This window comes from Thermodesulfovibrionales bacterium (genome assembly GCA_035686305.1).
Taxonomy (GTDB): Bacteria; Nitrospirota; Thermodesulfovibrionia; order Thermodesulfovibrionales; family UBA9159; genus DASRZP01.
Genome location: DASRZP010000124.1, coordinates 1 through 21,991 on the forward strand (window position 1 = coordinate 1; position 21,991 = coordinate 21,991).

27 protein-coding genes are annotated in these 21,991 nt (G+C 52.7%); 12 read left to right on the forward strand and 15 right to left on the reverse strand.

Going from position 1 to position 21,991, the window contains the following annotated elements:
- From VFG09_13855 to VFG09_13890, 8 genes are all read left to right on the forward strand, one after another.
- Positions 1-331 (forward strand): hypothetical protein (locus tag VFG09_13855; GenBank protein HET6516240.1); only part of this gene is annotated, 331 nt, incomplete at its 5' end.
- An 86-nt stretch (positions 332-417) separates the two neighbouring features.
- Positions 418-882, forward strand: coding sequence for a cytochrome c3 family protein (locus VFG09_13860; GenBank protein HET6516241.1), 465 nt, complete (start codon positions 418-420; stop codon positions 880-882).
- 23 nt (positions 883-905) lie between these two features.
- A complete protein-coding gene (locus VFG09_13865) occupies positions 906-1,883 on the forward strand; it encodes a 4Fe-4S dicluster domain-containing protein (GenBank protein ID HET6516242.1) in 978 nt (325 codons plus the stop codon).
- Complete coding sequence (nrfD, locus tag VFG09_13870) at positions 1,876-3,111, forward strand: NrfD/PsrC family molybdoenzyme membrane anchor subunit (GenBank protein HET6516243.1); 1,236 nt, start codon at positions 1,876-1,878, stop codon at positions 3,109-3,111. The genes VFG09_13865 and nrfD overlap by 8 nt, the downstream gene beginning before the upstream one ends.
- Positions 3,112-3,231: 120 nt before the next feature.
- Complete coding sequence (locus tag VFG09_13875) at positions 3,232-4,674, forward strand: cytochrome c3 family protein (protein ID HET6516244.1); 1,443 nt, start codon at positions 3,232-3,234, stop codon at positions 4,672-4,674.
- 12 nt (positions 4,675-4,686) lie between these two features.
- Positions 4,687-5,454 (forward strand): cytochrome b/b6 domain-containing protein, encoded by a 768-nt coding sequence (locus tag VFG09_13880; GenBank protein ID HET6516245.1) that lies wholly within the window; start codon positions 4,687-4,689, stop codon positions 5,452-5,454.
- A 23-nt stretch (positions 5,455-5,477) separates the two neighbouring features.
- Complete coding sequence (locus tag VFG09_13885) at positions 5,478-7,331, forward strand: cache domain-containing protein (protein HET6516246.1); 1,854 nt, start codon at positions 5,478-5,480, stop codon at positions 7,329-7,331.
- The gene (locus VFG09_13890; protein ID HET6516247.1) at positions 7,324-7,983 is read left to right on the forward strand and encodes a response regulator transcription factor; all 660 of its coding nucleotides are present in this window, start codon (positions 7,324-7,326) and stop codon (positions 7,981-7,983) included. Before VFG09_13885 ends, VFG09_13890 begins: the two co-directional genes overlap by 8 nt.
- Positions 7,984-8,613: 630 nt before the next feature.
- Here VFG09_13890 and VFG09_13895 read toward each other — a convergent pair.
- Entirely contained in the window at positions 8,614-9,453 is an 840-nt protein-coding gene (locus VFG09_13895; GenBank protein ID HET6516248.1) for an HDOD domain-containing protein, read from the reverse strand.
- A gap of 172 nt (positions 9,454-9,625) precedes the next feature.
- On the opposite strand from VFG09_13895, the gene VFG09_13900 reads away from it, so the two are divergent.
- From VFG09_13900 to VFG09_13910, 3 genes are read left to right on the forward strand one after another with little or no spacing between them, the layout of a single operon-like run.
- Complete coding sequence (locus tag VFG09_13900) at positions 9,626-9,811, forward strand: DUF72 domain-containing protein (GenBank protein ID HET6516249.1); 186 nt, start codon at positions 9,626-9,628, stop codon at positions 9,809-9,811.
- A gap of 43 nt (positions 9,812-9,854) precedes the next feature.
- On the forward strand, positions 9,855-10,418 hold the full coding sequence (locus VFG09_13905; protein ID HET6516250.1) for a hypothetical protein: 564 nt from the start codon (positions 9,855-9,857) through the stop codon (positions 10,416-10,418).
- Positions 10,405-11,403 carry a 4Fe-4S binding protein gene (locus tag VFG09_13910; GenBank protein HET6516251.1) on the forward strand — a complete coding sequence of 333 codons (999 nt, stop codon included), beginning with the start codon at positions 10,405-10,407 and terminating at the stop codon, positions 11,401-11,403. Before VFG09_13905 ends, VFG09_13910 begins: the two co-directional genes overlap by 14 nt.
- Positions 11,404-11,477: 74 nt before the next feature.
- On the opposite strand, the gene VFG09_13915 is transcribed toward VFG09_13910, so the two are convergent.
- The 10 genes from VFG09_13915 to tolQ all read right to left on the reverse strand — a co-directional run bounded on the left by VFG09_13915 (position 11,478) and on the right by tolQ (position 18,708).
- Positions 11,478-11,969, reverse strand: a complete 492-nt coding sequence (locus VFG09_13915) for a SoxR reducing system RseC family protein (protein ID HET6516252.1) — start codon at positions 11,967-11,969, stop codon at positions 11,478-11,480.
- 70 nt (positions 11,970-12,039) lie between these two features.
- Entirely contained in the window at positions 12,040-12,477 is a 438-nt protein-coding gene (locus tag VFG09_13920) for a PilZ domain-containing protein (protein ID HET6516253.1), read from the reverse strand.
- 124 nt (positions 12,478-12,601) lie between these two features.
- On the reverse strand, positions 12,602-13,078 hold the full coding sequence (gene moaC, locus VFG09_13925; GenBank protein ID HET6516254.1) for a cyclic pyranopterin monophosphate synthase MoaC: 477 nt from the start codon (positions 13,076-13,078) through the stop codon (positions 12,602-12,604).
- Entirely contained in the window at positions 13,075-14,058 is a 984-nt protein-coding gene (gene moaA, locus VFG09_13930) for a GTP 3',8-cyclase MoaA (protein HET6516255.1), read from the reverse strand. Before moaA ends, moaC begins: the two co-directional genes overlap by 4 nt.
- 27 nt (positions 14,059-14,085) lie before the next feature.
- Positions 14,086-15,087, reverse strand: coding sequence for a tol-pal system protein YbgF (gene ybgF / locus VFG09_13935; protein ID HET6516256.1), 1,002 nt, complete (start codon positions 15,085-15,087; stop codon positions 14,086-14,088).
- A gap of 1 nt (position 15,088) precedes the next feature.
- Complete coding sequence (gene pal / locus VFG09_13940) at positions 15,089-15,649, reverse strand: peptidoglycan-associated lipoprotein Pal (protein HET6516257.1); 561 nt, start codon at positions 15,647-15,649, stop codon at positions 15,089-15,091.
- 23 nt (positions 15,650-15,672) lie between these two features.
- Entirely contained in the window at positions 15,673-16,935 is a 1,263-nt protein-coding gene (gene tolB, locus VFG09_13945; GenBank protein HET6516258.1) for a Tol-Pal system beta propeller repeat protein TolB, read from the reverse strand.
- 14 nt (positions 16,936-16,949) lie between these two features.
- Positions 16,950-17,684: a TonB family protein gene (locus VFG09_13950; protein HET6516259.1), complete on the reverse strand. Its 735-nt coding sequence runs from the start codon at positions 17,682-17,684 to the stop codon at positions 16,950-16,952.
- On the reverse strand, positions 17,681-18,082 hold the full coding sequence (gene tolR, locus VFG09_13955; GenBank protein HET6516260.1) for a protein TolR: 402 nt from the start codon (positions 18,080-18,082) through the stop codon (positions 17,681-17,683). Before tolR ends, VFG09_13950 begins: the two co-directional genes overlap by 4 nt.
- Complete coding sequence (gene tolQ / locus VFG09_13960) at positions 18,079-18,708, reverse strand: protein TolQ (protein HET6516261.1); 630 nt, start codon at positions 18,706-18,708, stop codon at positions 18,079-18,081. The genes tolR and tolQ overlap by 4 nt, the downstream gene beginning before the upstream one ends.
- 296 nt (positions 18,709-19,004) lie before the next feature.
- On the opposite strand from tolQ, the gene truA reads away from it, so the two are divergent.
- Positions 19,005-19,835: a tRNA pseudouridine(38-40) synthase TruA gene (gene truA / locus VFG09_13965; protein HET6516262.1), complete on the forward strand. Its 831-nt coding sequence runs from the start codon at positions 19,005-19,007 to the stop codon at positions 19,833-19,835.
- Here the strand turns inward: truA and VFG09_13970 are convergent.
- From VFG09_13970 to pyrH, 4 genes are all read right to left on the reverse strand, one after another.
- Positions 19,830-20,453, reverse strand: a complete 624-nt coding sequence (locus VFG09_13970; protein ID HET6516263.1) for a TraR/DksA family transcriptional regulator — start codon at positions 20,451-20,453, stop codon at positions 19,830-19,832. The genes truA and VFG09_13970 overlap by 6 nt on opposite strands.
- A gap of 75 nt (positions 20,454-20,528) precedes the next feature.
- A complete protein-coding gene (locus VFG09_13975; protein ID HET6516264.1) occupies positions 20,529-20,675 on the reverse strand; it encodes a hypothetical protein in 147 nt (48 codons plus the stop codon).
- Position 20,676: 1 nt separating this feature from the next.
- Positions 20,677-21,237, reverse strand: a complete 561-nt coding sequence (frr, locus tag VFG09_13980; protein HET6516265.1) for a ribosome recycling factor — start codon at positions 21,235-21,237, stop codon at positions 20,677-20,679.
- A complete protein-coding gene (pyrH, locus tag VFG09_13985; GenBank protein ID HET6516266.1) occupies positions 21,203-21,961 on the reverse strand; it encodes a UMP kinase in 759 nt (252 codons plus the stop codon). The genes frr and pyrH overlap by 35 nt, the downstream gene beginning before the upstream one ends.
- Positions 21,962-21,991: the final 30 nt, after the last annotated feature.

Here is a 21,991-nt window from a genome sequence, read left to right on the forward strand (position 1 = left end):
TATGATCTACTGGGAGGCCCTGAAGCCGAAGCCCTTCAAGTCCATGGTGACCACGGCAAAGGAGGATAGGGAGTACCGGAGGGAACTGGGACAGGGCAGCACGATGAAGACGATCCGGAAGATAGCGACGGCACCCTTTGTTGGATTGGCCTATATCGCAGCCCTTCCCGCGGCCTTTCTGTTCGCCCTTGGTGTTGCGGCAGTGAACGGACTTCTGAGTCTGGCAGGGAAGGAGGCGTCCTTTGGCTGGAGACCCGTTGAAGCCTATCTGACGGGCAGGAAGAGGAGGAAGGAAGAGAACAAAGAGCATGAAAAGAAGGAGGAGAAATAGGCTGGAGGCCTGATTAAGAAGTGGAGAACCCGCAATCCCCGGGAGTCCCTGAACTGACCGGGGTAGCTCAAAAGGAGGCTGGATCTATGAAGAAGATCTCAGTACTTGTAGTAGTCATAGGGATATCCCTTTTCTTTGGCGCATCCCTTTTCGCAGCAAACCAGGCGGCAAAGGCCCCTGATATGGTCACACTTGACAGCATAAGCACCACGTACGAGCCGGTATTCTTCACCCATGAGCGGCACGTCTCTTTGGCAGGTGACTGCTCGGTGTGTCATCATGAGCACCAGAGCATCAAGAGCCTGCCATGCAAGGACTGCCATTCCCTGCCGTCTTCAGCTTTTGAAAGCTCGCTGACGAAGAATTTCACGGCTTGCAGGAATTGCCACGGCAGTGCCTCGCCCGATACCCCTGCTGTTCCGGGTCTTAAGGTCGCTCTCCACCAGACATGCTTCCAGTGCCACAGGGGCATGGGAAATATTGGTGCTGATCCGAAGGGCTGCACGGAGATCTGCCACGCGAAAAAGGAACAGAAAATAACTAAAAAATAACGAACCTGCTTGAAGGAGGAGCCATGGCAAACAGACGGAAAGAAGACAATCATCAAGAGAAGACCGGCAAAGGCCGGTCAATCAGCAGGAGGGCCTTTCTGGGGAGCGTGGCTGGTGCGGGTGGAGCAGCCATGCTCGCTGGCCCGAAAAAGGTCCTCGGCTACCAGGAGTTCACCGGCTGGCCGAACAGCAAGGGATGTCTGACAGACCTGACTCGCTGCGTCGGCTGCAGGAGCTGCGAGAAGGCCTGCAACGAAGCAAACCATTTACCAGCGCCGAAGCTACCCTTTGACGACAAGTCGGTGTTCGAAGAGCAGAGAAGGCCGAATTACCAGGCCTATACCGTTGTAAACCGTTACGAGAACCCCAAGGATAAGAACAGCTTTGTCTTCAGGAAGATGCAGTGCAACCACTGCAAGGAACCGGCATGCGCAACTGCCTGCCCGATCCATGCCTATTCCAAGACGCCCGAAGGCGCGGTCTTCTATGATGAAAACCTCTGTTTCGGGTGCAGGTACTGCATGACAGCCTGTCCGTTCTATGTGCCTGCCTTCGATTACTGGAGCGCCCTGGAACCGAAGATCGTAAAGTGCACTATGTGCTTAGACAGGATCAAGGCCGGCAAGATGACGGCCTGCGCAGAGGCTTGTCCTGCGGGCGCCATAACCTTCGGCAAGAGGACCGACCTGATCACCATTGCCAGGGAGAGGATCAAGAAGAACCCGGACAGGTACATCGACCATATCTATGGAGAACATGAGGTCGGAGGGACAAACTGGATGTACATCTCGGGCGTGCCCTTTGAGCAGCTCGGATTTCCTACGAACCTTCCGACAACGCCCCTCGTTGAACAGACAAAGGGCTTCCTCTCGTCGGTCCCAGTGGTGCTCACTGTCTGGCCTGCCCTCTTCGGTATGTGCTATACCGCCCTGCGCCACAGGACGGGAGCAGAGAACGAGGAGGAATCACATAAGGGAAAGGAGGATGCAAAAAATGGCTGACGGTTACGCAGTAAAATCAGACAATTTCAGATCATGGTTCATGGACAAGCTGCTCATGGGGATGACCTGGCCCGAATACGCCAGGAGCCTTGTGACTCCCTTCAACACGATAGCCGCGATCATCCTGAGCGTCGGAATTCCCCTTATCGTGATGCGGTTCGTTTACGGCCTCGCCTTTGTGACGCATGCCTCCGACGTTTACCCGTGGGGACTGTACCTCGGCTGGGGGCTCTTCGGCGGGGTCCCTCTCTCAGCCACCGGTTTTGTCATGGGCACGGCCTATTACATCTTCGGGTTCAAGGCGTACCGCCCCGTGGTGAGACTCGCGCTCTTGGCGGGCTTCCTCGGTTACCTCTTCGCCGTCATCTACCTCCTCATCGATCTCGGGAGGCCCTGGAGGATCTACTACCCGATGATCATAGGCTTTGGTACAGCCTCTGTCCTGTTCCTCGTGGCCTGGCACGTCGCATTGTACCTGACGGTGCAGATCCTTGAATTCAGCCCCGCCATTCTCGAATGGTTGAGGTCGAGGAGGGTCAGGAAATGGTTAGAGATGATGACCATCGGCCTGACGATCGCCGGCATTGTCCTCTCTACGCTCCACCAGTCTGCGCTCGGGGCGATGTACCTCCTTGCGCCAGGCAAGCTCCATCCCCTGTGGTACTCATCGTACATCCACATCTTGTTCCTCAGTTCAAGCATCTATGCAGCATTCTCGATGGTCATCATTGTGAGTGCCCTTTCGAAGCGCTTTCTGAGGGAGAGGTGCGGACCGAGCTTCCTCCAGAACATCGACAGGCTAACTGTAGGACTCGGCAAGGCCGGCTGCGTCGCAATGTTCGTCTACTTCGCTCTCAAGATAATCAGCGTCATGCACGATAACAACTGGCACTATCTCAACACCCCCTATGGTTACTGGTTCCTCGTCGAGGTCCTCGCCTTCGTTCTCCTGCCCGCTCTCGTATACACCTTGGGGGTTAAGACCAATAATCCGACGATAGTCCGCCTGGCGGCTTTCTGGGCGGTTGCGGGGATTATCATGAACAGGATCAACGTCTCGATCATCGCCTTGAACTGGGACCTGCCGGAACACCTCCATCACATTATCCCTCCATGGAGGGAAGCAACCGTTGTGCTTACGATAGTCACGATACACATCCTGATCTTCCGCTGGATCCTCAATCGCATGCCCGTTCTCAGAGATGAACCGGGTTATGAAGATCATTAGAACATGGCGTTGTGAAAGTTCTATCAGGGAGGGACACCTGACCACAGTGTCCCTCCCCCATCCCGTGTGCGAGACAGAGATGCACGAGCTTGATACGCGGTCGAATGAAAGGGGGCAGACATGAAGTGGGCAGCAAGAACAATCTTCCCGGCGTTATGCTGTGCCGCGATATTGTTGCTCACTGTCCCGCCTACCCGTTCCGAGGACCGCGTCTTCTCCCCTGAGACCCGGAATTGCCTGGAATGCCACGGCAAGAAGGGGATTATCAAGACCTTCGAGAGCGGTGAGAAGATATCGGCGTATGTTGACGCCACGGCATTTGACGCCTCCGTCCACCGGTCTCTCTCATGCTCCGACTGCCACGACGAATTCTCGCAGGGGAAACATCCGAACCGCAGGTTCAGGGACAAGGAGCAGTACAGGACGAAATCAGCAAGACTTTGCCTGCGCTGCCACAAGGAAAAGGAGATAAGTACAACGCCGGCACACGCAGGTCTGCAGTATGCTGACGGCAAGATCCACGCATGCACAAACTGCCACAGTCCGCATTCAGTTGCGCGCGTGGCCGGAACCAGGCGGTTTATTAGCGAAGAGCAGTACTGCATGGGCTGTCATGTCCATGATGCAAAGATTCTCTTCAGAGACGGTGAGACGCTGTCAGTGAAGACAGACGCTGAAGACTTGCGGGGATCGGTCCATGGAAAACTGAGCTGCTCAGATTGCCACTTCGGGTTTTCCCATGAGGAACATCCCATGAGGAACTTTCGGTCGAGAAGGGAGTACTCCCTTGCCCTGTCGGAAACTTGCAGGCGGTGCCATTATGACAAGTATACGAAGACCCTCGAGAGCACCCATTACACCATATTGAGCCAGGGGAATCTCAAGGCGCCGACATGCACGGACTGCCACGGCTCCCACTCCATATCGGGGTTTGAAAAAGAGCGAACATTGATACCTCAGAGATGCCGGAAATGCCATCCCGACGTATATGAAATCTACGCAAAGAGCGTCCACGGAATGGCCCTTTCGACCGAGAGGAATAGTGATGTGCCGGTCTGTACAGACTGCCATAAAGCCCATGATATCGGGAATCCCCTCTCCGCAGCATACCATCAGAGGATACCCGAGATGTGCGGCAATTGCCATGCCAACAAGGTAATAGCAGAGCGATACGGCCTTTCGACGGATGTTGTGAAGTCCTATCTCGCCGATTTTCACGGCATTACCTTGAGGTTTTATCAGAAACAGCGGGAGACTTTGGACAAGCCGGCCAGACCCATTGCGGTCTGTACGGATTGTCACGGCACCCATAATATCATCAGCACGAGGGACACAGACTCGGCTGTGGTGAAGGCAAACCTCAGGAAGAGATGCCAGGAGTGCCATAAGGAGGCAAGCAAGAATTTTCCTGACGCATGGCTCTCCCACTATGAGCCGAGCATGAAAAAGGCGCCTCTCGTCTTTTTCGTCAACCTCGTCTATGAGATCTTTATGCCCTTCATGATCACAGGACTTTTTCTCCAGATCGCGCTCCACGTCTGGCGTTATGCGAGAAACCGGTAACGGAGGACAGAGATGGAAAAACCCCAGGAGAAGAGTGAAAACATGAGACGCTTCAGCCCCTATCGCATCATCGAACACTGGGTGAGCGCACTGACCTTTGCGGTCCTCGTGGCCACTGGCTTGTCCCAGAGGTTTCATGGTGCCGGGCTTTCGCAATGGATTGTTCTTACCCTTGGCGGGATAGATGCGGTGAGGCTTCTCCATCGGGCCGCCGGCCTGGTCCTCTTCCTGATCTTCTTTCAGCATGCCGTCGTGGCATTCTTCGGCGTGCTTTTCAGGAAATGGAGACCTTCCATGATAATCGAAAAAAAGGATTTTGTTGATGCGGTCGAAAACATGAAATACTATCTTGGCGTCACAGACCAGCCTGCTCTTTGCGATCGCTATAATTACAAGCAGAAATTTGAGTACTGGGGGATCCTTACCGGGGCGATCATCATGATGCTCTCGGGATTCGTCCTCTGGTTTCCGATCATCGTCACAAAATACCTCCCCGGTGAGATCATCCCTGCCGCAAAAGCCCTCCATACGAATGAGGCGATGCTCATCGTTCTCCTTGTAACCGTCTGGCATATCTATAACGCCATATTCAGCCCCGACATCTTTCCCCTCGACACGAGCATTATCACGGGATATATCTCGAGGGAGAGGATGGAAAGCGAGCATCCTCTCGAACTTGCCCGCCTCGAAGGCAGAGCTGCGGGCGATCTGTCGGGGGAGAGTCGTCATAAAGAGGAGGATGCTGTGGAGGCGATAGACATTCAGCGGGAAAGGGTGTGATATGATTATGATATAATATTTTCATGGGGGAGAAGAAAGGGAGCCTGCGGAAAAGGATAGCCTTGGCAATACTTTTCGGCATGTCCTTCATCCTGCTCAGCTATGCCGCAGTAAGCACTTACATTGTGAACACGACCATTGCAAAATCGCAGGAACATAAGCTCGCAATGGCCCGTCTCATACGGAACCGTATTGACACCGTCGTTCAAGAGAACATCAACCGTCTTTATGATATTTCTCTCTCTGGATCGGTGGATTTTACCGATAAGAATATAGAACCTGAAAGGAGGGCCGTCCGAATTGCTTACCGATACTCAATATTCAGGGACGGCGTCTTTCTTCTCGACCGTGGAGGGAATATCGTCCTGAATTATCCCGACCGTATAGGGGAGAGGGCGGTGAACGTACTGGGAGTTGAGCCGATAGGCAGGACAGTCTCCATGGGAAAGCCTGTTGTATCGAATCTCTATACCCTCAATCCATCGGGAAGAAAAGTCCTCTTTGTACTTGTCCCCCTGAGGGATCGAAACGGTGAATTTGCCGGGACTGCAGGCGGTGAGATCGACCCCACAGATCCTCTCCTGACACAGATGCTCAACCTCGTCGATTTAGGAGAAAAGGGGTTTATCGACATCATTGATTCAAACGGAATGATCATTGCCTCTTCGAAGGCTTCCCGGACTCTCACCCAGATTGACCATAACCGCGTCCTCAGCTCAATCATGGCTGAAAAAAGGGAGGTCGTGAGGAGATGTCATCATTGCCACGATTCAGGGAAGAGAAGGGAAAAGACGAACAATGTGCTGCTCTTTGTACCCCTCGAAACAGCTCCCTGGGGTGTGTCGATTCAGGAGTCTGAGGATGAAGTCTTTGCCCCTGCCCTTAAGTTAAGGAAAACGTTCATAGCGTTCGGCATCCTCTTTCTCGGGACCGCATTGGCATTGACCATCGGGATCACCCGCAGTATTGTCAACCCTATCAATGAACTTGCCTTAGCTGCCGACCAGATATCCAAGGGAGACATGTCGCACTCCGTAAAGGTCCACGGCAATGACGAGATCGGTGTTCTGAGTCAGAGCTTTGAGAGTATGAGGACAAAACTCCTCGAATCTCTCGAAAGCATCAGAAAACATAATCTCGAGCTCGAGAGCAGAGTGAGAGAGAGGACGATACAGATCGAGAAAAGCCAGGACAGGGTTAAGAATCTGCTGGAGCAGGTCATCACAACGCAGGAAGACGAACGAAAGAGGATCGCCCGGGAACTCCATGACATGACTCTCCAGGACCTGTCGGTCATTCTCATGAAGATCGACATGTGCAAGCTCCGCCCTGATCAGATCAGCAGCGAAAAGGTCGACGAGATGCGGAACATAACCATGAAGTCCCTTGACGGAGTAGTCAAGATCATCCAGAACCTGAGACCGTCCCTCCTCGACGATCTCGGCATGAAGTCCGCAATCAGATGGCTTCTTGACAATCACCTGAAAGAGAAGGGTGTGGAGTATTTCTTCAACGTAATTGGGGCCGAAGATATGCGCTTCCGGCCGGAAGTCGAAATAACGCTTTTCAGGATCATCCAAGAGGCAATCATGAACATAGCAAAACACTCGAAGGCGGAGCATGTCTTTGTTATCTTCAGAATGAATAACACTAACGTTCATGTGGACATAGAGGACGACGGTGCAGGTTTTGATTTTGAGTCCCTATTCCATCAGACCATGCATAACACGAAAGACAGAAGGGGACTCGGTCTCCTGGGCATGATGGAAAGGGTCTCCCTTATCGGAGGCGACATCAAGATCTGTTCTTCACCGGGGAAAGGGACGAGAATAACGGTGAAATTTCCCCTGGAATTCACAGGAACAGAAGATGCCTAAGACACGGGTCCTGATCGCAGACGACCACGCAATGGTGAGGGAGGGGATCGTGGCATTCCTCCGTCTTTGCGATGATATTGAAGTTGTGGGGGAGGCGGCTGATGGTCTCGAGGCAGTCGAGAAAACGGGCAAGCTCAGACCCGATGTGATCATTATGGACATCAATATGCCGAGATTCGGAGGACTGGAGGCGACGCTCGAAGTGAAGAGGATGAGCCCGGAAACGAAGATCCTCGTGCTCACGCAGTATGACGATAAGGAGTACATATCACGGTTCCTAAACGCCGGGGTTTCGGGGTATCTCCTCAAGAAAGCCGTAGGAAGCGACCTGATTACCGCATTGAGGGCGGTAAGTAAAGGGGAGACGTATCTGCACCCCTCGGTCGCGTCGGAAGTGGTTGCGGGTTTTCTGAAAAAAGACGGGAGCCACTGCGTTGAAGACCCCTATGAAAGACTGACTGACAGGGAAAAGCAGGTGTTGAAGCTCGTTGCCGAGGGATATACCCACAAGGAGATCGCCGATCTGTTGAACATCAGCGTGAAAACCGTGATAGCCCATCAGACAAATCTCAGTGAAAAGCTCGATATCCACGCCCGCGCAGGGTTGATCAAGTTCGCCATCCAAAGGGGGATCATAAAGATCGGTTCCTAGCAGAGGCCCATTTTTCGCTAGAGCGACTCTGCCCTCATAGTTCCCGAATTTGGTGCGATCAGCGCCCGCACTTCTTCCGCCGGTTGCCATTTGCAGGATTCTGCGGTATGCTTTAGTTGTGACCTGATCCGTGAGATTCTGTCTCTGGCAGGACAGAAGAAGATTCCCTTCCTTTTTCCAACGAACTCAGGGGGGGCAGGTCGGCAGCTTCCTTCAGCTGACAGGGGGTGAGACGGATGGAGAACGCTCTCACAACGGTACGAAGCCCGTTTTTGGGTCCGCAAATCGCGTATGCCCGCGGGCCCGAAAGCCTTCCGCGGGAAAAGCCTCCCTTGGAGGGTGAGTATATACCGCCCGAGTCTGTCCATTCCCAAGGAAGACAGCCCATTGATATCATTTTCAGGCTTTTCGTTGAAATCAATCTCCATAGGGGTGCCCTGACCGAGGAGAAGGAATATGAGCGGAGCCCTGCGTATGGAATCTCGGCTTATCAAAAATATGAGACATTTCCTCAGGAGCAAAGGATAAAGGGGAATTATATAGACATTATGATATAGTATCCTTCGGGGACGCTCGAGTTTCTTTTAATGCTTTCATCCTGTCGACTATGTCTTTCCCACAAAGGCAGGCTTATGCCAGACTGAAAATGCCTCCCGTAAATATCTCTCTGTCGATATTTGCTTCTATATCAAGCAGGTCGGCTTCTGTTATATCAAGCCTGATAAGGGCTTCAGGGTCAAGGGGGTAGTTCGGGTCTTTATCCATAACTCTGAGGGAGTGCTTGCTTACGAGGTAATCGGCAATATGGATGAGCGAGGTGATCCTTGTGCTGGAAAGAGAAGGGGTATGATGATAGGTTATCGCCTCCAGCACAACATCCGGAAGGTCCCAGTTGTCCGCAAGCCATGCCCCGATTACCGGATGTGTATGCCCGAGTACCTCTGTTTCGGCCTCGAGGAGCGATCCCCCCTCGGTAAACCGGTCCATCACCTTCCTGTATTCATCCGCAAAATAGGTATTCAGTACCAGGAAGCCGAGATCATGCAATATGCCGCATGCAAATATCTCATCGCCATATTCGAAATGAAAATCCCTTGACAGCAGTCTGGCGAGTATTCCTACAGCAATAGAGTGGCTGTATACACGCTGGGTCTTGAGCGGTTTATCCTGATTTTTGCTCTCGAATGCCGTCAGCAAGGCGATCCCCAGTGCAATGCTGCTCGTATTGCGGGTCCCTAGCCTGAATATGGCGTCACTTATTGTGGTAACAAGGTTTGCCGATCGGAAAAAGGCCGAATTTGCAACGCTCAGGACCTTTGCAGAAATCGAGGGGTCATGTTCGATGATCTCCTCAAGCCTGTCAATAGCGATCATGTCATCGCTCATGCGGTTGAGTATTTCCTGTGCGATATAAGGCACAGTAGGAAGTCTCGTTATCCGCTCTACAAAAAGCCGTGATAGTTCAATCATTGCATTCCGTTTTGCTCAGCCTAAATCATATGACCATATGCGTACAATATACAGTATCACTCCAGGAATAATCAAAATATGATTACAATCACAACCTGATGAAAGAGATGCCCGCCTGATCTTCCGCTAAGCAATTCTTATCCTCGAATTCTTGTTGTGATAAGATCTATACATGTCTGAAACATATATCGGCTGCAACGGGTTTCATTACGGCGACTGGAAGGGGAATTTCTATCCGTCCGATCTGCCTCAAAGAAAGTGGCTGGACTATTACTGCACGGTTTTGAAAACAGTTGAGCTGAACGTCACGTTCTACAGACTTCCGCTCGCTAGGACCTTTGAAAGAAACTCCTCCTGATTTCGCGTTCTCAGGAAGCTACTGGAGATGCTGAAGAGAGAAAATGAAGAGTGATTCGGGGGCAAAGAAGAAGGTCAGAGGAAGGGACCAACGGGCCGGTTTGAGTAGCATACAAAACAAGATGGCGAGCGACAGCGCCATGGATGGACCTGCCTCTCTCGCAGAACATTTGAGAGACCTGTACTCGGAGATCGAGCCCCTCATCGAGCAGTATACGAGTGCGGTCTGTCCTCAATGCAGGGAGGTCTGTTGCAGACAGAGATTCGCCTTCCCCGATGAAAAGGACCTCCTCTTTCTCAAGATCCTCGGCGCCGGGATTCCCACTTGTGACGTGAGCAGGCCCGATGACGGACCATGTCAGTTCCTCGGAAAGAAAGGCTGCGTCAAACCACGATGGTTGAGGCCCCTTCGCTGCACCTGGTTCTTCTGCGAGCCTCTCCTGAAGGCGATGGGAGAGGGAACGCCGAAGACCTTCCGGAAACTGACCGCGGTGTTGGGTGAGATCGTCAGAATCAGCAGCGAACTGCAGTCCGCTTATCTTCGTTCTGATATAAATCATATCCTCTCCCATCAGACAAGCGGTATCATGAAGCATGAAGATCAATAGGTCCTACGTCAGGAAAATGAGATACGCAATTCAGTGGGCCACGTTCTTCATGGTCACCTATGCCGGATGCCGTTTTCTTTTTTTTGCAAGGGATCTGGGTAATGGGATGCTGCCGTCAGTAAGCCGTCCCTCTTCTGTTGAGGGCTTTATGCCCATCGGCGCTCTTATGTCGCTCAAGCTCTGGCTCGCAGAAGGTATCTTCGATCCCGTGCACCCTGCGGCACTGACGATCTTCATCGGTGCGATCCTCCTCGCCGTGATCCTGAAAAAGTCCTTCTGCAGCTGGATATGTCCTGTGGGAGCACTCTCCGAGGCTGTCTGGAAAGGCGGGGCAAAGCTCTTCGGGAAGAATGTTATCGTTCCCCGGTATATCGACTATCCCCTCAGATCGGTCAAGTACCTCCTGACGGCCTTCTTTGTTTACATCATCGTAGTGAAAATGTCTCCATCGGATATCAGGGGCTTCCTGGATACTCCATACTGGAAAGTCTCTGACATCAAGCTTCTGAAGTTCTTCACCGAGATGTCGCTTACGACCCAGGTGACGCTTCTTTCGCTCTCTGCGCTGTCACTCTTCTACAAGAACTTCTGGTGCAGATATCTCTGTCCCTACGGGGGATTTCTCGGCCTGATGAGCGTGCTGAGCCCTGTCAAGATACGGCGGGACGAGAAGGCCTGCATCCACTGCGGCCTCTGCGCAAAGAACTGTCCTGCCCTTCTTCCCGTCGACAGGAAGGAGACGATCCGCTCGCCCGAATGCACCGGATGTCTCACCTGCGTGAGCTATTGCCCCGCAAAGGGAGCGTTGGATGAGACCGTGATCGGGGGGAGGACCGTCCACCCCTCAGTATATGCCGCCCTCGTTGTGGCCGTCTTCTTCGGTCTTATCCTCCTGTCACACGTAACGGGGCACTGGCACTCGTCGGTCTCGCCGGAAGAACTCCTGAGTCTTGTTCCTGTCGTCGATAACCTGACCCATCCATAGTCCTCTTTTCTTTGCATGTGATAGGAGTTCTTGAGGAACGTAAAGATACCCCAGACATAATTTGTGAACTTCGGTCAACAGCCCTTTGCCTCGAACCCTTCAAAGCGCTGCTCTTCTTCCGTTTTCCACTCCGGAGTGAATCGGTACTCTGACACGATCTCCTTGACAACCATGGTTTGAGAGCGATCCAGGTTTCTCAGCTTCTTCAGGAAGAACCACGACGAGACGAGAAGGGAAGCAAAGCCTGTAATCACCTCGAGAGAATGTCCTCTCCCTATCACATATCCGATGGCTGAACCTGCGAGGAGAGAGACAAAGGGGATTATGAAGGCAAAGAGAAAGCCCTTGACCTGGGTCTCCTGAGAGATGCCGACGGTCACCACGTCTCCGATGGCCGCGCCGGCCGTATTCTTCGCGGTCAGCAGGGACATATGACCTGCTCCTCCGCAAAGCCCGATCCGTCCGGCACCGCATCCCCGGCAGGATTCTCCTCCCTGGAGCATGACGATCGCCATGTTCCCCTCTAAGGTGATCACTCTGCCCGTCTCGGGAATAGAAGATTTCATAAGGACAGGATAATACCAGCGGGGAAATAGCGATATGATTTAAAACATATCTGACAGCCCAGGGGGAAGATCAGAGATTGCCTACGATCTTTCTTGCCCGGTATTCCCGTTCCTTGTGCATCACGAACATGCTGATGATCCTCTTCATGGCACGGGCTCTGCACGGGAATTTCAGGGCAACACTGTAGAGATTGCCCCTGACGTGCTGCGTCCTCACGACTTCGCCGCAGAGAACGACGAGGTCGTCCTGTATGTCACGGAAGCGCATCGTAACCTCCACATAGTCGCTAGGCTGGAAAGGCCTGTTCCAGACAAACTGTATGCCGCCTTCGCTGATATTCACCCTCACTTCCTTCAACGCTTCAACCATCCCATGTCTCTGTGTGCGAAGATGAGTATGGCATCCGAGGCACCCCTTGTGGCGCTCGGGCAGGATGCGGACTGCTAGAGGAACGTAGACATCTATTCTGAAGTATTGCCTCCGGTTCCTCTCGTCTGCTTCAGGCATAATGCCCTCTCCCCTTGCAACATCCCTGTTTACTGAATGATGGCATGGGGAGACAATGTAATCTGCTCCTCAAGGGAGAACCCTCCAGTATGCACCCCTGAAAGGGGTCCGTCGCTTCTTGTTGTCAGCTTCTCTTATACTCACCGCTCTTTCCGCCGCGTTTCTCGATGAGCATGATATCGGATATCTTCATCTCCCTATCAACAGCCTTGCACATATCGTATACCGTTAGGGCAGCAACAGATACTGCTGTTAGTGCCTCCATCTCAACCCCTGTCCTGCCGACGGTCCTCACCGTCGACTCGATATCTACCGCATGCCTTTTTTCGTCAATGGCTATCTCAACAGCAACAGAGGTGATACTGAGGGGATGACACATCGGGATAAGCTCGGCAGTCTTCTTTGCAGCCATCATGCCGGCAATCCTTGCCGTTCCGATCACATCTCCCTTCGGGGCGGCCTTGTCCGCGATCAGCCGCAGGGTGTCGGGCATCATGAAGACGGAACCTCGTGCAACAGCCTCTCTCTGCGTAACGGCTTTTTCTGAGACATCCACCATCCTGGCCTTCCCTTTGTCATCAAGATGGGAGAGCATCTTCATCCTCCTATCCTCGACATGTTTTTCAATGATCCGAAATCATTGCGGACAGGGATATTGTGACCTTCGGGCTTGATTTCCATGGCGAGCCTGAGGAGGCGTTCGATCTCCCTGTCAGACGGCGAGATCCTGAGAGCCGGTTTCAGGTCTATTTCGGTCTCAGAAAAGAGGCAGGGTCTCAGCTTTCCGTCGGCAGTAATACGAAGCCGGTTGCATTCAGCGCAAAAATGATGGGTCAAAGCGCTGATGAAGCCGATGACCCCGGGTGCCCCTTCGAAGCGGAAATACCGTGCCGGCCCCGTCTTTCGCACCTTCACCGGGAAAAGAGGACCTATCCTTCCGACAATGGCCTTTATCTCGGATGTTGAGACGTATCTCTCAGGGTTCCATAAATCCCTCGATCCGATGGGCATGAATTCGATGAACCTCACCTGGTACGGCATCCTGAGGGTAAGGGTGGCAAAATCCTCTACTTCGTCGTCATTGAGGCCCCTGACGGGGACCATATTGATCTTGAGCGGCATCAGCCCCGATCTCTCGGCAGCTTCTATGCCCCTCATGACCTGGACGATCTCTCCGCCCCCCGTCATTTCGCGGTACCGGTCAGGATGAAAGGTATCAAGGCTCACATTCACCCTGCTGAGGCCGGCATCGGCAAGCTCCCGAGCGTACGTCTCAAGGAGGATCCCGTTTGTGGTCAGACTCATATCCTCAATCCCGCCGACAGCCCTCAGGGATGAGACAAGGTGAGTGACATTCTTCCTTGTGAGAGGCTCTCCACCGGTGATCCGTATCTTCCTCACGCCGAGGGTTGCAGCAATACCGACGACCCTTACGATCTCTTCGTAGGTCAGGATATCTTTGTGCTCAAGGAGCCTCACCCCGCTCTGCGGCATACAGTAGACGCATCTCAGGTTGCACCTGTCGGTGATGGATATACGGAGGTAGTCGATGGTCCGGTCGAAACGGTCCTTGAGTTCCATGCTTTCCATTCCTTGCTGACCGCCGGATCAGTACTTCGGTTTTGCCTTGGCCGGTTTCTTATCCGCCTCACTCATTTTCTTCTTTGCCGTCTCGGCTTCCTTTGAATCCGGGTATTTGTCCAGGAGTTTCTGGAATATTACCTTTGCCGTCTTCTTGTCTCCGAGCTCAAGAAAAGACATCCCCTGTTTGAGAAGGGCGCCGGGCATCTTCTTGCTGTTGGGATAGGCCTTGATGAGACTCTCATACGCCAGGATCGCACCCTCAAAGTCCTTCTCGGCGTAGTAGGTCTCTCCTATCCAGAACTGTGCGTTATCGGCGCGTTCATCGTTCGGGAACTTTTTTATGAAAGTGTTGAACTTTTCCCGGGACTCCCTGTATTTCTTCTCTTTGAAGAGATTAAGGGCCGCTTCGTATGTCTTTAGGGAGCCGCCCTCGGAGATCTCGCTCCCTCCGGTCTTGGCACCTCTTCCCGTTTCTTCCCTGTTCTTTTCCCCTTCTTCCTTTGTCCCCTGCGGTTCTGTCGCCCCCTTATCTTCCGCAGCCGAACCGGTCAGTTTGGCGATCTTCTCATTCAACTCCTTCACGCGTGTCTCGAGATTATTAACTTGAGATCGGAGCAACTCTTTTTCCGTAGCGCTCTCCTTCAGGGACTTATCAACAAAAAACTTGTATTCATCAAACCTGCCGCGAAGGACCTGGACGTCCTTCGACATGTCGGAGACCTGGGAATAGAGCGAAGTCTGGCTCTCCCTGATGGCGCCGAAGGACTCCTCCTTTGCAGCTCCCGCAACGAGCTGTTTTACCGTGCTCATGTCCTTACGAAGCTCCGACACCTCCTTCTTCATCTCGAAGGTATCCCTCTTTAACTGATTGACATCACCCCTCATCGCGTCGAGATCCGACGTTGACGCACATCCCGAAAAGAAGAGGAGAGAAAGGGAAGCGAGGATGATTGCAGATCGTTGACTGCAGATTGTCGGTTGGATCCCTGAGATCCGAAATCGGAAACCTGAAATCCCCTTCGACATTCTACTTCTTCCCCTTCATAACGACAAAATGTGCCCTTCTGTTCTTGGCCCAGCAATCCTCCGTATGTTCGTTACAGAGGGGTTTTTCCTTGCCGTAACTTATCGTCTCTATGCGGTTGGCAGGGACTCCGAGTGAAATGAGATAGTCTTTGGTAGCCTTCGCCCTTCTGTCGCCGAGACCGAGGTTATATTCAGACGTCCCTCTTTCGTCGCAATGCCCTTCAACGAGGATCTTCTCCGAAGCGCTTTTGATGAGATGATCCGCGACAGATTTCAGCACAGCTTTTGCATTCTCTTTGATGTCATATTTGTCATAATCGAAATGGATGTCATCGAAGATCCCGGAGACTTCCTCGACCTTCGTCGCGACTTCCTTTGATTCAACCTTTTCCATCTTCTGTTCGGTTATCTTCTCAGGACCCTTTTTTGCTTCTTGCGCTTCCTTTGCCGCCTTCTGCTCAGTCGCCTCCTGCGGCGCCTCAGAAGGCGTTACGACCTTTCTCTGAGCACAACCACTACCGATCATCCCTAGGATTACTGCCAAGACCAGGAATCTCCTCATCGCCAGAACTCCTCCTCTGTAATTTAGTAATTCGGTGACCATCGCGGGCCGAAGGCCCTGACCCCTTTGGGTGTTATTCTCTTTTGAGCCTCTCCGTTGGCCCTCATAACATAAACAGCCCTGTCTCCATCCCTGTCCGACGTAAATACTATAAACCTTCCATCGGGAGAAAAGGAAGGGTCTTCATTATTCCCCCGGTCGGTAAGCTGTGTCAGGTGTGACGAATCGGGGCTGATCGTGAATATCTGGTTCTTGCCTCCCTGCCTTCCCGAAAAGACGATCCTGTCTCCCTTGGGAGACCAGGAAGGCGAGGTGTTATAGGAACCACTGAAGGTGAGCCTCCTGATGTCGTAACCGTCTGTGCCCATGATAAATATCTGCGGGCTTCCCTGTCTGTCAGAAACAAAGGCAATAAGACTTCCGTCAGGTGAAGCAGCGGGCGAAACATCCACGGACCGCGATGAAGTTAGTCGTGTCAGCTTCGACTCCGAGATCCGGTATTTATAGATGTCCGGAGTTCCTCCTGTTGATGAGGAGAGGAGAAACTGATCACCGTCAGGCAAGAAATCTCCGGCCAGATTGGTCCCTTTGGCAGAAAAAAGAACCCGCTCCGAGCGCTTTCTGAAATCGAGGAGGTATATCTCCCATTGCCTGTTTCTCTCGGAGGAGTACACAAGTCTTGAAGCGTCTCTCGTCCAGCGGGGACTGAGCAAAACCGTACCCTTAACCCCAGGCCTGTATGCCCTTTGTCCGTCCCAGTCGGCGATGGTAAGTTCGTCGTGAGAACCGTATCTCGTAACATAGGCAATCCTTGACCTGAAGATCCCGGGCTGACCGGTTATCTGCCGGTAGATGTCATTTGCTATCGTATGGGCGAGGGGACGCGTCAGTGAGGCATCGGTCTGGTATGCCTTCCTGAATATCTCCTGGCCTTCCATCACATCGTAGAGCGATACGATGGTCGTCTTCTCTTTGTCCCCGGTCACGATGCCTTTTACAACAATCTCGGCTCCGAGGACCGACCAGTTCCTGACTTGAAAGGGTTGGGAAGGGCCTTCGATAAAGGCGCTTCTGTCGAGGGGTTGAAAGAGGCCGCTGAAATCAAGGTCATCCCTGATAATATCGGATATCTCCCTGCCGGACTGTCCAGAAAACTCGGCGATCGCGATAGGGAGTTTCTTGAAAGCAGGTGATGTCACGTCGATATAGATCTTCGCACCGGCACGAGAAACAAGAAGGACGAAGACGGTAAAAAGTGCCTGTGCGATAAGACCCGGCCGTGTCATCGCGAAGTTCCTCCTCACGGATAAAACCTCACGCCGATCTCCATCTCCTGGGAAGGCGGGGTAACGGGACTCGCCTTTGTTATTGCCCTTAAAGCCGACCGGTCAAAGAGCGGATTTCCGGAGCTCTTCTCAACCCCGAGTATCTGCAGGGAACCGTTCTTCTGTATCCGTATCGAGATGATCGCCTCAATGTCCTGTTCGCCTGTTTCAGGATAGGCCCAGTGCTGCCGGATCTCTTCGCCAACCCGGGCAGCGTAGTTCTCTATATTCGATCCCCTCCCCTGCCTGGCCGTCCCTGTGACGGATCCTCCCTCGCCCTTTGCTGTGGACGGGACAGACCCGCCCCCGCCCTTTCCTGCCTTCAGAGAGACCACATCCCTCAGCCACACCCGCTTCTTGATCTTTTCCTTCGCCTCGATCTCAGCGATCCTCTCCGAAAGATACTCTTCCCTGTTTCTCCTCAGGGCCTTTGGACGCTCCTGGGCAGACATACTCTCGGGCCTGCTCTTATGGGCCGCAGGTTTCTCAGATGCAGACTTCTCAGACACAGGCTTTTCAGGCGTCCTGACCTCGCTCACCGCGCCTCCCTGAGTGCTCGTTACGGACGCTGGAGAGACGAGATTTACAACATAGGGCGACGGCATGACAAAGTGGTTCGAATGCCTGGCTGCCCAGAGTGCTGCGCCGAAAAGCGTAAGATGGAGGAGGAAAGAGATGGCCGCCGAGCGCTGCAGTGATGCCGCGCTCATTTCATCTGTATCGCCGGCTCTGTTATCATGCCGAGTTTCTCTATCCCGGCATCCTTAACCTCACCCATGAGCTCAACGACAAGACCATAGGGCACGGACTTATCAGCCTTGAGAAACACGTTGGGGTTCAGCTTCGATACCGATTCGAGTTTCTTCTTCATCTCTCCCATGGATACCGGATTGTCGTTCATATAGATACTGCCGTCTTTTTTTATGATTAAGGTTATTCTCTCTTCAGGAGGCAGTTCCTTGCCCTTCGCCTTCGGCAGGTTCACATCAACCCCCTGTTGAAGAAGGGGTGCGGTGACCATAAAGATGATGAGAAGGACGAGCATGACATCCACGAGAGGCGTCACGTTTATTTCGGACATCGCCGACCTGCCGCGCTCTGCCTTCACAGCGTCTCCCTGGAAAAGAAATCAAGGAGTTCTTCTGAGAAGTCTTCCATTTCTATGATCATCTTCCTCGCACGGCTGAGATAGTAGTTGTATGCGACAACAGCAGGAATAGCTGCCGCGAGTCCCGCTGCCGTTGTTATCAGGGCCTCGGCAATTCCCGGAGCCACGACAGCCAGCGATGCAGAGCCTGCAGCGCCGATCCCCCTAAAGGCGTTCATGATACCCCAAACCGTACCGAAGAGGCCTATGAAAGGCGTCGTTGAACCGGTCGTCGCAAGGAAATTGAGATATTGTTCGAGTTTTGCGATCTCGAGGGCCTCGTACCTCCGGAGGAGCCTCTTGATCTCATCCCTGTTGATACGGCCCTCTTCAGTATATACCGACTTGAATACGTTGGCGAGTGGGCTGAGGGTAAGGTTCTTTGCCGTGCTGAAAAGTCCCCTCGTCTCACGGCCGGCCCTGAATGCCCTCAGGAAGAATTCGGACTCCTTCGAGGCCTTTAAGAAGTACCGTTGTTTATAAATGATTATCGCCCACGAAAAGACGGAAAAAAACAAGAGGATCAGGAGGATCGCCTTTACGACATAGCCTGCCTGAAGAATCAATTGAATCGCTGTATCCTGCATATCTCTCCTCTGTCGGGGTCTGAATTTTCATTATTGTAAACCAGATGAAAAAAAATTGCACGACGAGCCGCTTTGGCTGCCGTCAGGAAGTCTGTGCTTCTCCATCGCATATAGATTACACCTGCCACGTCGAGAAAATGGATTAAATTGTATTCATAATGATTTTCGGAGATGTCCCATCTATGCGAGCATCTGAAGAGAGCAGAGAGATTGAAAATGCACCTGCCTTTATTTTATGCTATTTTTTGATAAAGGCCCTCTTGAGACCGTCATGAAGCTGAATCCCGAGGACGAAGGTGACGCGCACAAGACTCGAACCCCTCGATAAGGGAGTCAAAAGGAAACCATTGAGACGGATACGGTTGGCGGTCCAATATGACGGCACCGCATATAACGGCTGGCAGGCCCAGCCATCGGGGACAACAATCCAGAGGACACTCGAGAAGAGCATACAGAAGATCACCGGTGATACGGTATCGCTCATCGGCGCTGGCAGGACCGATGCCGGTGTCCATGCAGTAGAACAGGTCGCGTCCTTCGATTCCGCAACAAAGCTTGATACGACTGTCCTGAAGAGGGCCCTCAATGCGGTGCTTCCTGAGGACGTGAGGGTCTTCGCCGTTGAGGACGTTCAAACCGACTTCCATCCAAGATACAGCGCGCTCCGCAAACGATACGTTTATCTCATCGCGAACATGGAGATAGGAAGTGTTCCCGTCTTTCTCAAGCGCTATGTGTGGCAAATTAGCGTTCCTCTCAGAGCGGCAGAGATGAAGCGTGCTGCCGACTATCTCTGTGGCCGCCATGACTTTTCATCCTTCAGGGGAACAGGATGCGGCGCAAGAAGTCCGGTTCGCGAGGTCTATGCTATCGACGTACAGGGGTTTGACGAGATACACTTTCTTTGCGCACGCTTTAGCGGCACGTTCCTGAAGATTGCGATTGAGGCTGACGCCTTCCTGAGACACATGGTAAGAAATATCGTCGGGACACTCGTTGAGGTCGGGAGGGGGAAACTGACGCCGCAAGACATCAGGGGAATATTGGAAGCAAGGGACAGGAAATGTGCCGGTCCAACTGCACCGGCAAAGGGGCTCTTCCTCGACAGGGTCATCTACCCCTTATAGCTCTTCTTCCTCCATCTTTTCGAGTTCTTCCCTCTTCTCCTGGCAGTCCCTGCAATAAATGGCGAAAGGCAGGACCTCGAGGCGCGCTGTATTTATCTCTTCCCCGCAATCTTCACAGGTACCATACGTACCTTCCTTCATCTTCCTCAAGGCCTCGTCGATCTTGAGGAGAACCTCGCGGTGCTTTGCAAGCCTTCTCAGATTGATGTCTTCGGAAAGGTCGATGACAGACCAGTCGCCGTCGTCCAAGACGGACTCGACAAGCTGTCTGGTCTCACCCTTAATGTATTTCCCTATCTCGCTCTTCGCTTCCCGCACAATCTCCTCTCTGGAACGGATCAAGTGCTTCCGCAAGATCTCCTCCCTGCTGCCTGCGGCAGATTTCTTCCGGGCAGGGCCGACAGGTTTTGGTACGTCCATTTTAACGGCCGTCTTTGCTCTTGTTGTCACTGCCTTCGCGGGTCTTCCTCTTTCCGTCTTTCCCATTGCCACGGGACCTGTCGTCTTTCTTTCTGTTTTCGATGCCTTCTTCTCAGCCTCTTTCCGTTTCGGTTTCGCTGAAGCTCTTTTCTTCCCTGTCTCGCTTTTCTTAACTGGCTTTACCGGTTTCTTTGCCATTGGTACCTCTTTATTGATAGGTTATCTCTATGGTCTCAGCATGTCCGCAATGGGGTTCTCGTGATACTGCGCAGATCAGTCCTTGGGAGCCGCCGCCTGAACCTCGCCCTCTTCCTTAAAAATCTCGAGGATGCTCCTCACCTGGATGCCGGCCTGCTGAAGGGCCTTCTGAACGTCCATAAGCTTTGCATCCTTCACCTTCACCATGTAATTAATATTCATCCTATACCTCCATGATCTCATTTTCTTTATGCTTGAGTACTTCATCAACTTTAACGATAAAAGAGTCTGTCATCCGCTGGATCTCATCGTGAAACTTCTTGACATCATCTTCACTCAGGTGCTGATCTTTTTCGAGCCTCTTGAGTTCTTCGTTCGTATCTCTTCTGATGCTCCTGACCGCGATCTTCGCCTCCTCGGCCCGTTTCTTTACGACCTTCACAAGCTGTTTCCTTCGCTCCTCCGTGAGGGGCGGGATCATGATGCGTATCATCCGTCCGTCATTCGAAGGTGTAAGACCGAGGTCCGACTTCATGACCGCCTTCTCTATCTCGGGGATGATCCGTTGCTCCCACGGCTGGATCGCTATCTGGCGCGGGTCAGGCACGCTGAGGCTCGCAACCTGCTGGAGAGGCGTGGCCGTCCCGTAATAATCGACCATAATGCCGTCGAGGAGCGCCAGGGAAGCCCTTCCTGTCCGTATTGAGGCGAAGTCCTTCTTCAGTGCTTCAAGAGCACCGTCCATCCTGTCAGTGGTCTTTTTTCTGAGTTCCTTCTGCATCATAACCCCCTACCAGGGTTCCTACTCTTTTCCCCTGAACAATCCTTTTGATATTGCCCTTCCCTCGCAGGTTGAATACCGTAATGGGCAGGTTGTTGTCCATACAGAGTGATATGGCCGTCGAGTCCATGACGGATAGACCCTTTCTGAGAACGTCAATGTAGCTGATGGTGACGAATCTCTTGGCAGTCGGGTCCTTCATCGGGTCAGAGGAATAGACGCCGTCGACCTTTGTTGCCTTCAGGATGATTTCGGCCCCTATCTCCATCGCCCGCAGGGCAGCAGCCGTGTCCGTGGTGAAATAGGGGTTCCCTGTTCCCGCAGCAAAGATGACAACCCTGCCTTTTTCGAGATGCCTCATCGCCCTGCGCCTGATATAGGGCTCTGCCAGTTCCTGCATCCCTATCGCCGATTGGACCCGTGTATGAACGCCGATCTTCTCGAGGGCGTTCTGAAGGGCAAGGGCATTGATCACCGTCGCGAGCATTCCCATATAATCTGCCGACGCCCTCTCCATACCCTTGACACTCGCTTCGACCCCTCTGAAGATATTCCCTCCTCCAATCACGACGGCGATCTCGACTCCCATCCTCGCTACCCCCTTGATCTCGGATGCCATGTAGTGGACGGTGGCAGAATCGATGCCGTACCCCTTATCGCCCATGAGGGCTTCACCGCTGAGCTTCAAGAGAATCCGCCTATAGCGAAGAGTCTTCTGCATTGACATGAGAGTGTATGGATGAAGGACAAAAAAAAG

Excerpts from the sequence above, each read along its gene's own strand:
- VFG09_13950 (HET6516259.1), bottom strand. The coding sequence starts at position 17,684 with ATGAGCGCGGCATCACTGCAGCGCTCGGCGGCCATCTCTTTCCTCCTC.
- tolB (HET6516258.1), bottom strand. The coding sequence starts at position 16,935 with ATGACACGGCCGGGTCTTATCGCACAGGCACTTTTTACCGTCTTCGTC.
- VFG09_13910 (HET6516251.1), top strand. The coding sequence starts at position 10,405 with ATGAAGATCAATAGGTCCTACGTCAGGAAAATGAGATACGCAATTCAG.
- ybgF (HET6516256.1), bottom strand. The coding sequence starts at position 15,087 with ATGTCGAAGGGGATTTCAGGTTTCCGATTTCGGATCTCAGGGATCCAA.
- VFG09_13905 (HET6516250.1), top strand. The coding sequence starts at position 9,855 with ATGAAGAGTGATTCGGGGGCAAAGAAGAAGGTCAGAGGAAGGGACCAA.
- VFG09_13890 (HET6516247.1), top strand. The coding sequence starts at position 7,324 with ATGCCTAAGACACGGGTCCTGATCGCAGACGACCACGCAATGGTGAGG.
- VFG09_13885 (HET6516246.1), top strand. The coding sequence starts at position 5,478 with ATGGGGGAGAAGAAAGGGAGCCTGCGGAAAAGGATAGCCTTGGCAATA.
- VFG09_13900 (HET6516249.1), top strand. The coding sequence starts at position 9,626 with ATGTCTGAAACATATATCGGCTGCAACGGGTTTCATTACGGCGACTGG.
- VFG09_13920 (HET6516253.1), bottom strand. The coding sequence starts at position 12,477 with ATGCCTGAAGCAGACGAGAGGAACCGGAGGCAATACTTCAGAATAGAT.
- VFG09_13860 (HET6516241.1), top strand. The coding sequence starts at position 418 with ATGAAGAAGATCTCAGTACTTGTAGTAGTCATAGGGATATCCCTTTTC.
- VFG09_13880 (HET6516245.1), top strand. The coding sequence starts at position 4,687 with ATGGAAAAACCCCAGGAGAAGAGTGAAAACATGAGACGCTTCAGCCCC.
- VFG09_13865 (HET6516242.1), top strand. The coding sequence starts at position 906 with ATGGCAAACAGACGGAAAGAAGACAATCATCAAGAGAAGACCGGCAAA.
- pyrH (HET6516266.1), bottom strand. The coding sequence starts at position 21,961 with ATGTCAATGCAGAAGACTCTTCGCTATAGGCGGATTCTCTTGAAGCTC.
- VFG09_13875 (HET6516244.1), top strand. The coding sequence starts at position 3,232 with ATGAAGTGGGCAGCAAGAACAATCTTCCCGGCGTTATGCTGTGCCGCG.
- nrfD (HET6516243.1), top strand. The coding sequence starts at position 1,876 with ATGGCTGACGGTTACGCAGTAAAATCAGACAATTTCAGATCATGGTTC.
- frr (HET6516265.1), bottom strand. The coding sequence starts at position 21,237 with ATGATGCAGAAGGAACTCAGAAAAAAGACCACTGACAGGATGGACGGT.
- VFG09_13970 (HET6516263.1), bottom strand. The coding sequence starts at position 20,453 with ATGGCAAAGAAACCGGTAAAGCCAGTTAAGAAAAGCGAGACAGGGAAG.
- VFG09_13975 (HET6516264.1), bottom strand. The coding sequence starts at position 20,675 with ATGAATATTAATTACATGGTGAAGGTGAAGGATGCAAAGCTTATGGAC.
- moaA (HET6516255.1), bottom strand. The coding sequence starts at position 14,058 with ATGGAACTCAAGGACCGTTTCGACCGGACCATCGACTACCTCCGTATA.
- moaC (HET6516254.1), bottom strand. The coding sequence starts at position 13,078 with ATGAAGATGCTCTCCCATCTTGATGACAAAGGGAAGGCCAGGATGGTG.
- VFG09_13915 (HET6516252.1), bottom strand. The coding sequence starts at position 11,969 with ATGAAATCTTCTATTCCCGAGACGGGCAGAGTGATCACCTTAGAGGGG.
- VFG09_13895 (HET6516248.1), bottom strand. The coding sequence starts at position 9,453 with ATGATTGAACTATCACGGCTTTTTGTAGAGCGGATAACGAGACTTCCT.
- tolQ (HET6516261.1), bottom strand. The coding sequence starts at position 18,708 with ATGCAGGATACAGCGATTCAATTGATTCTTCAGGCAGGCTATGTCGTA.
- pal (HET6516257.1), bottom strand. The coding sequence starts at position 15,649 with ATGAGGAGATTCCTGGTCTTGGCAGTAATCCTAGGGATGATCGGTAGT.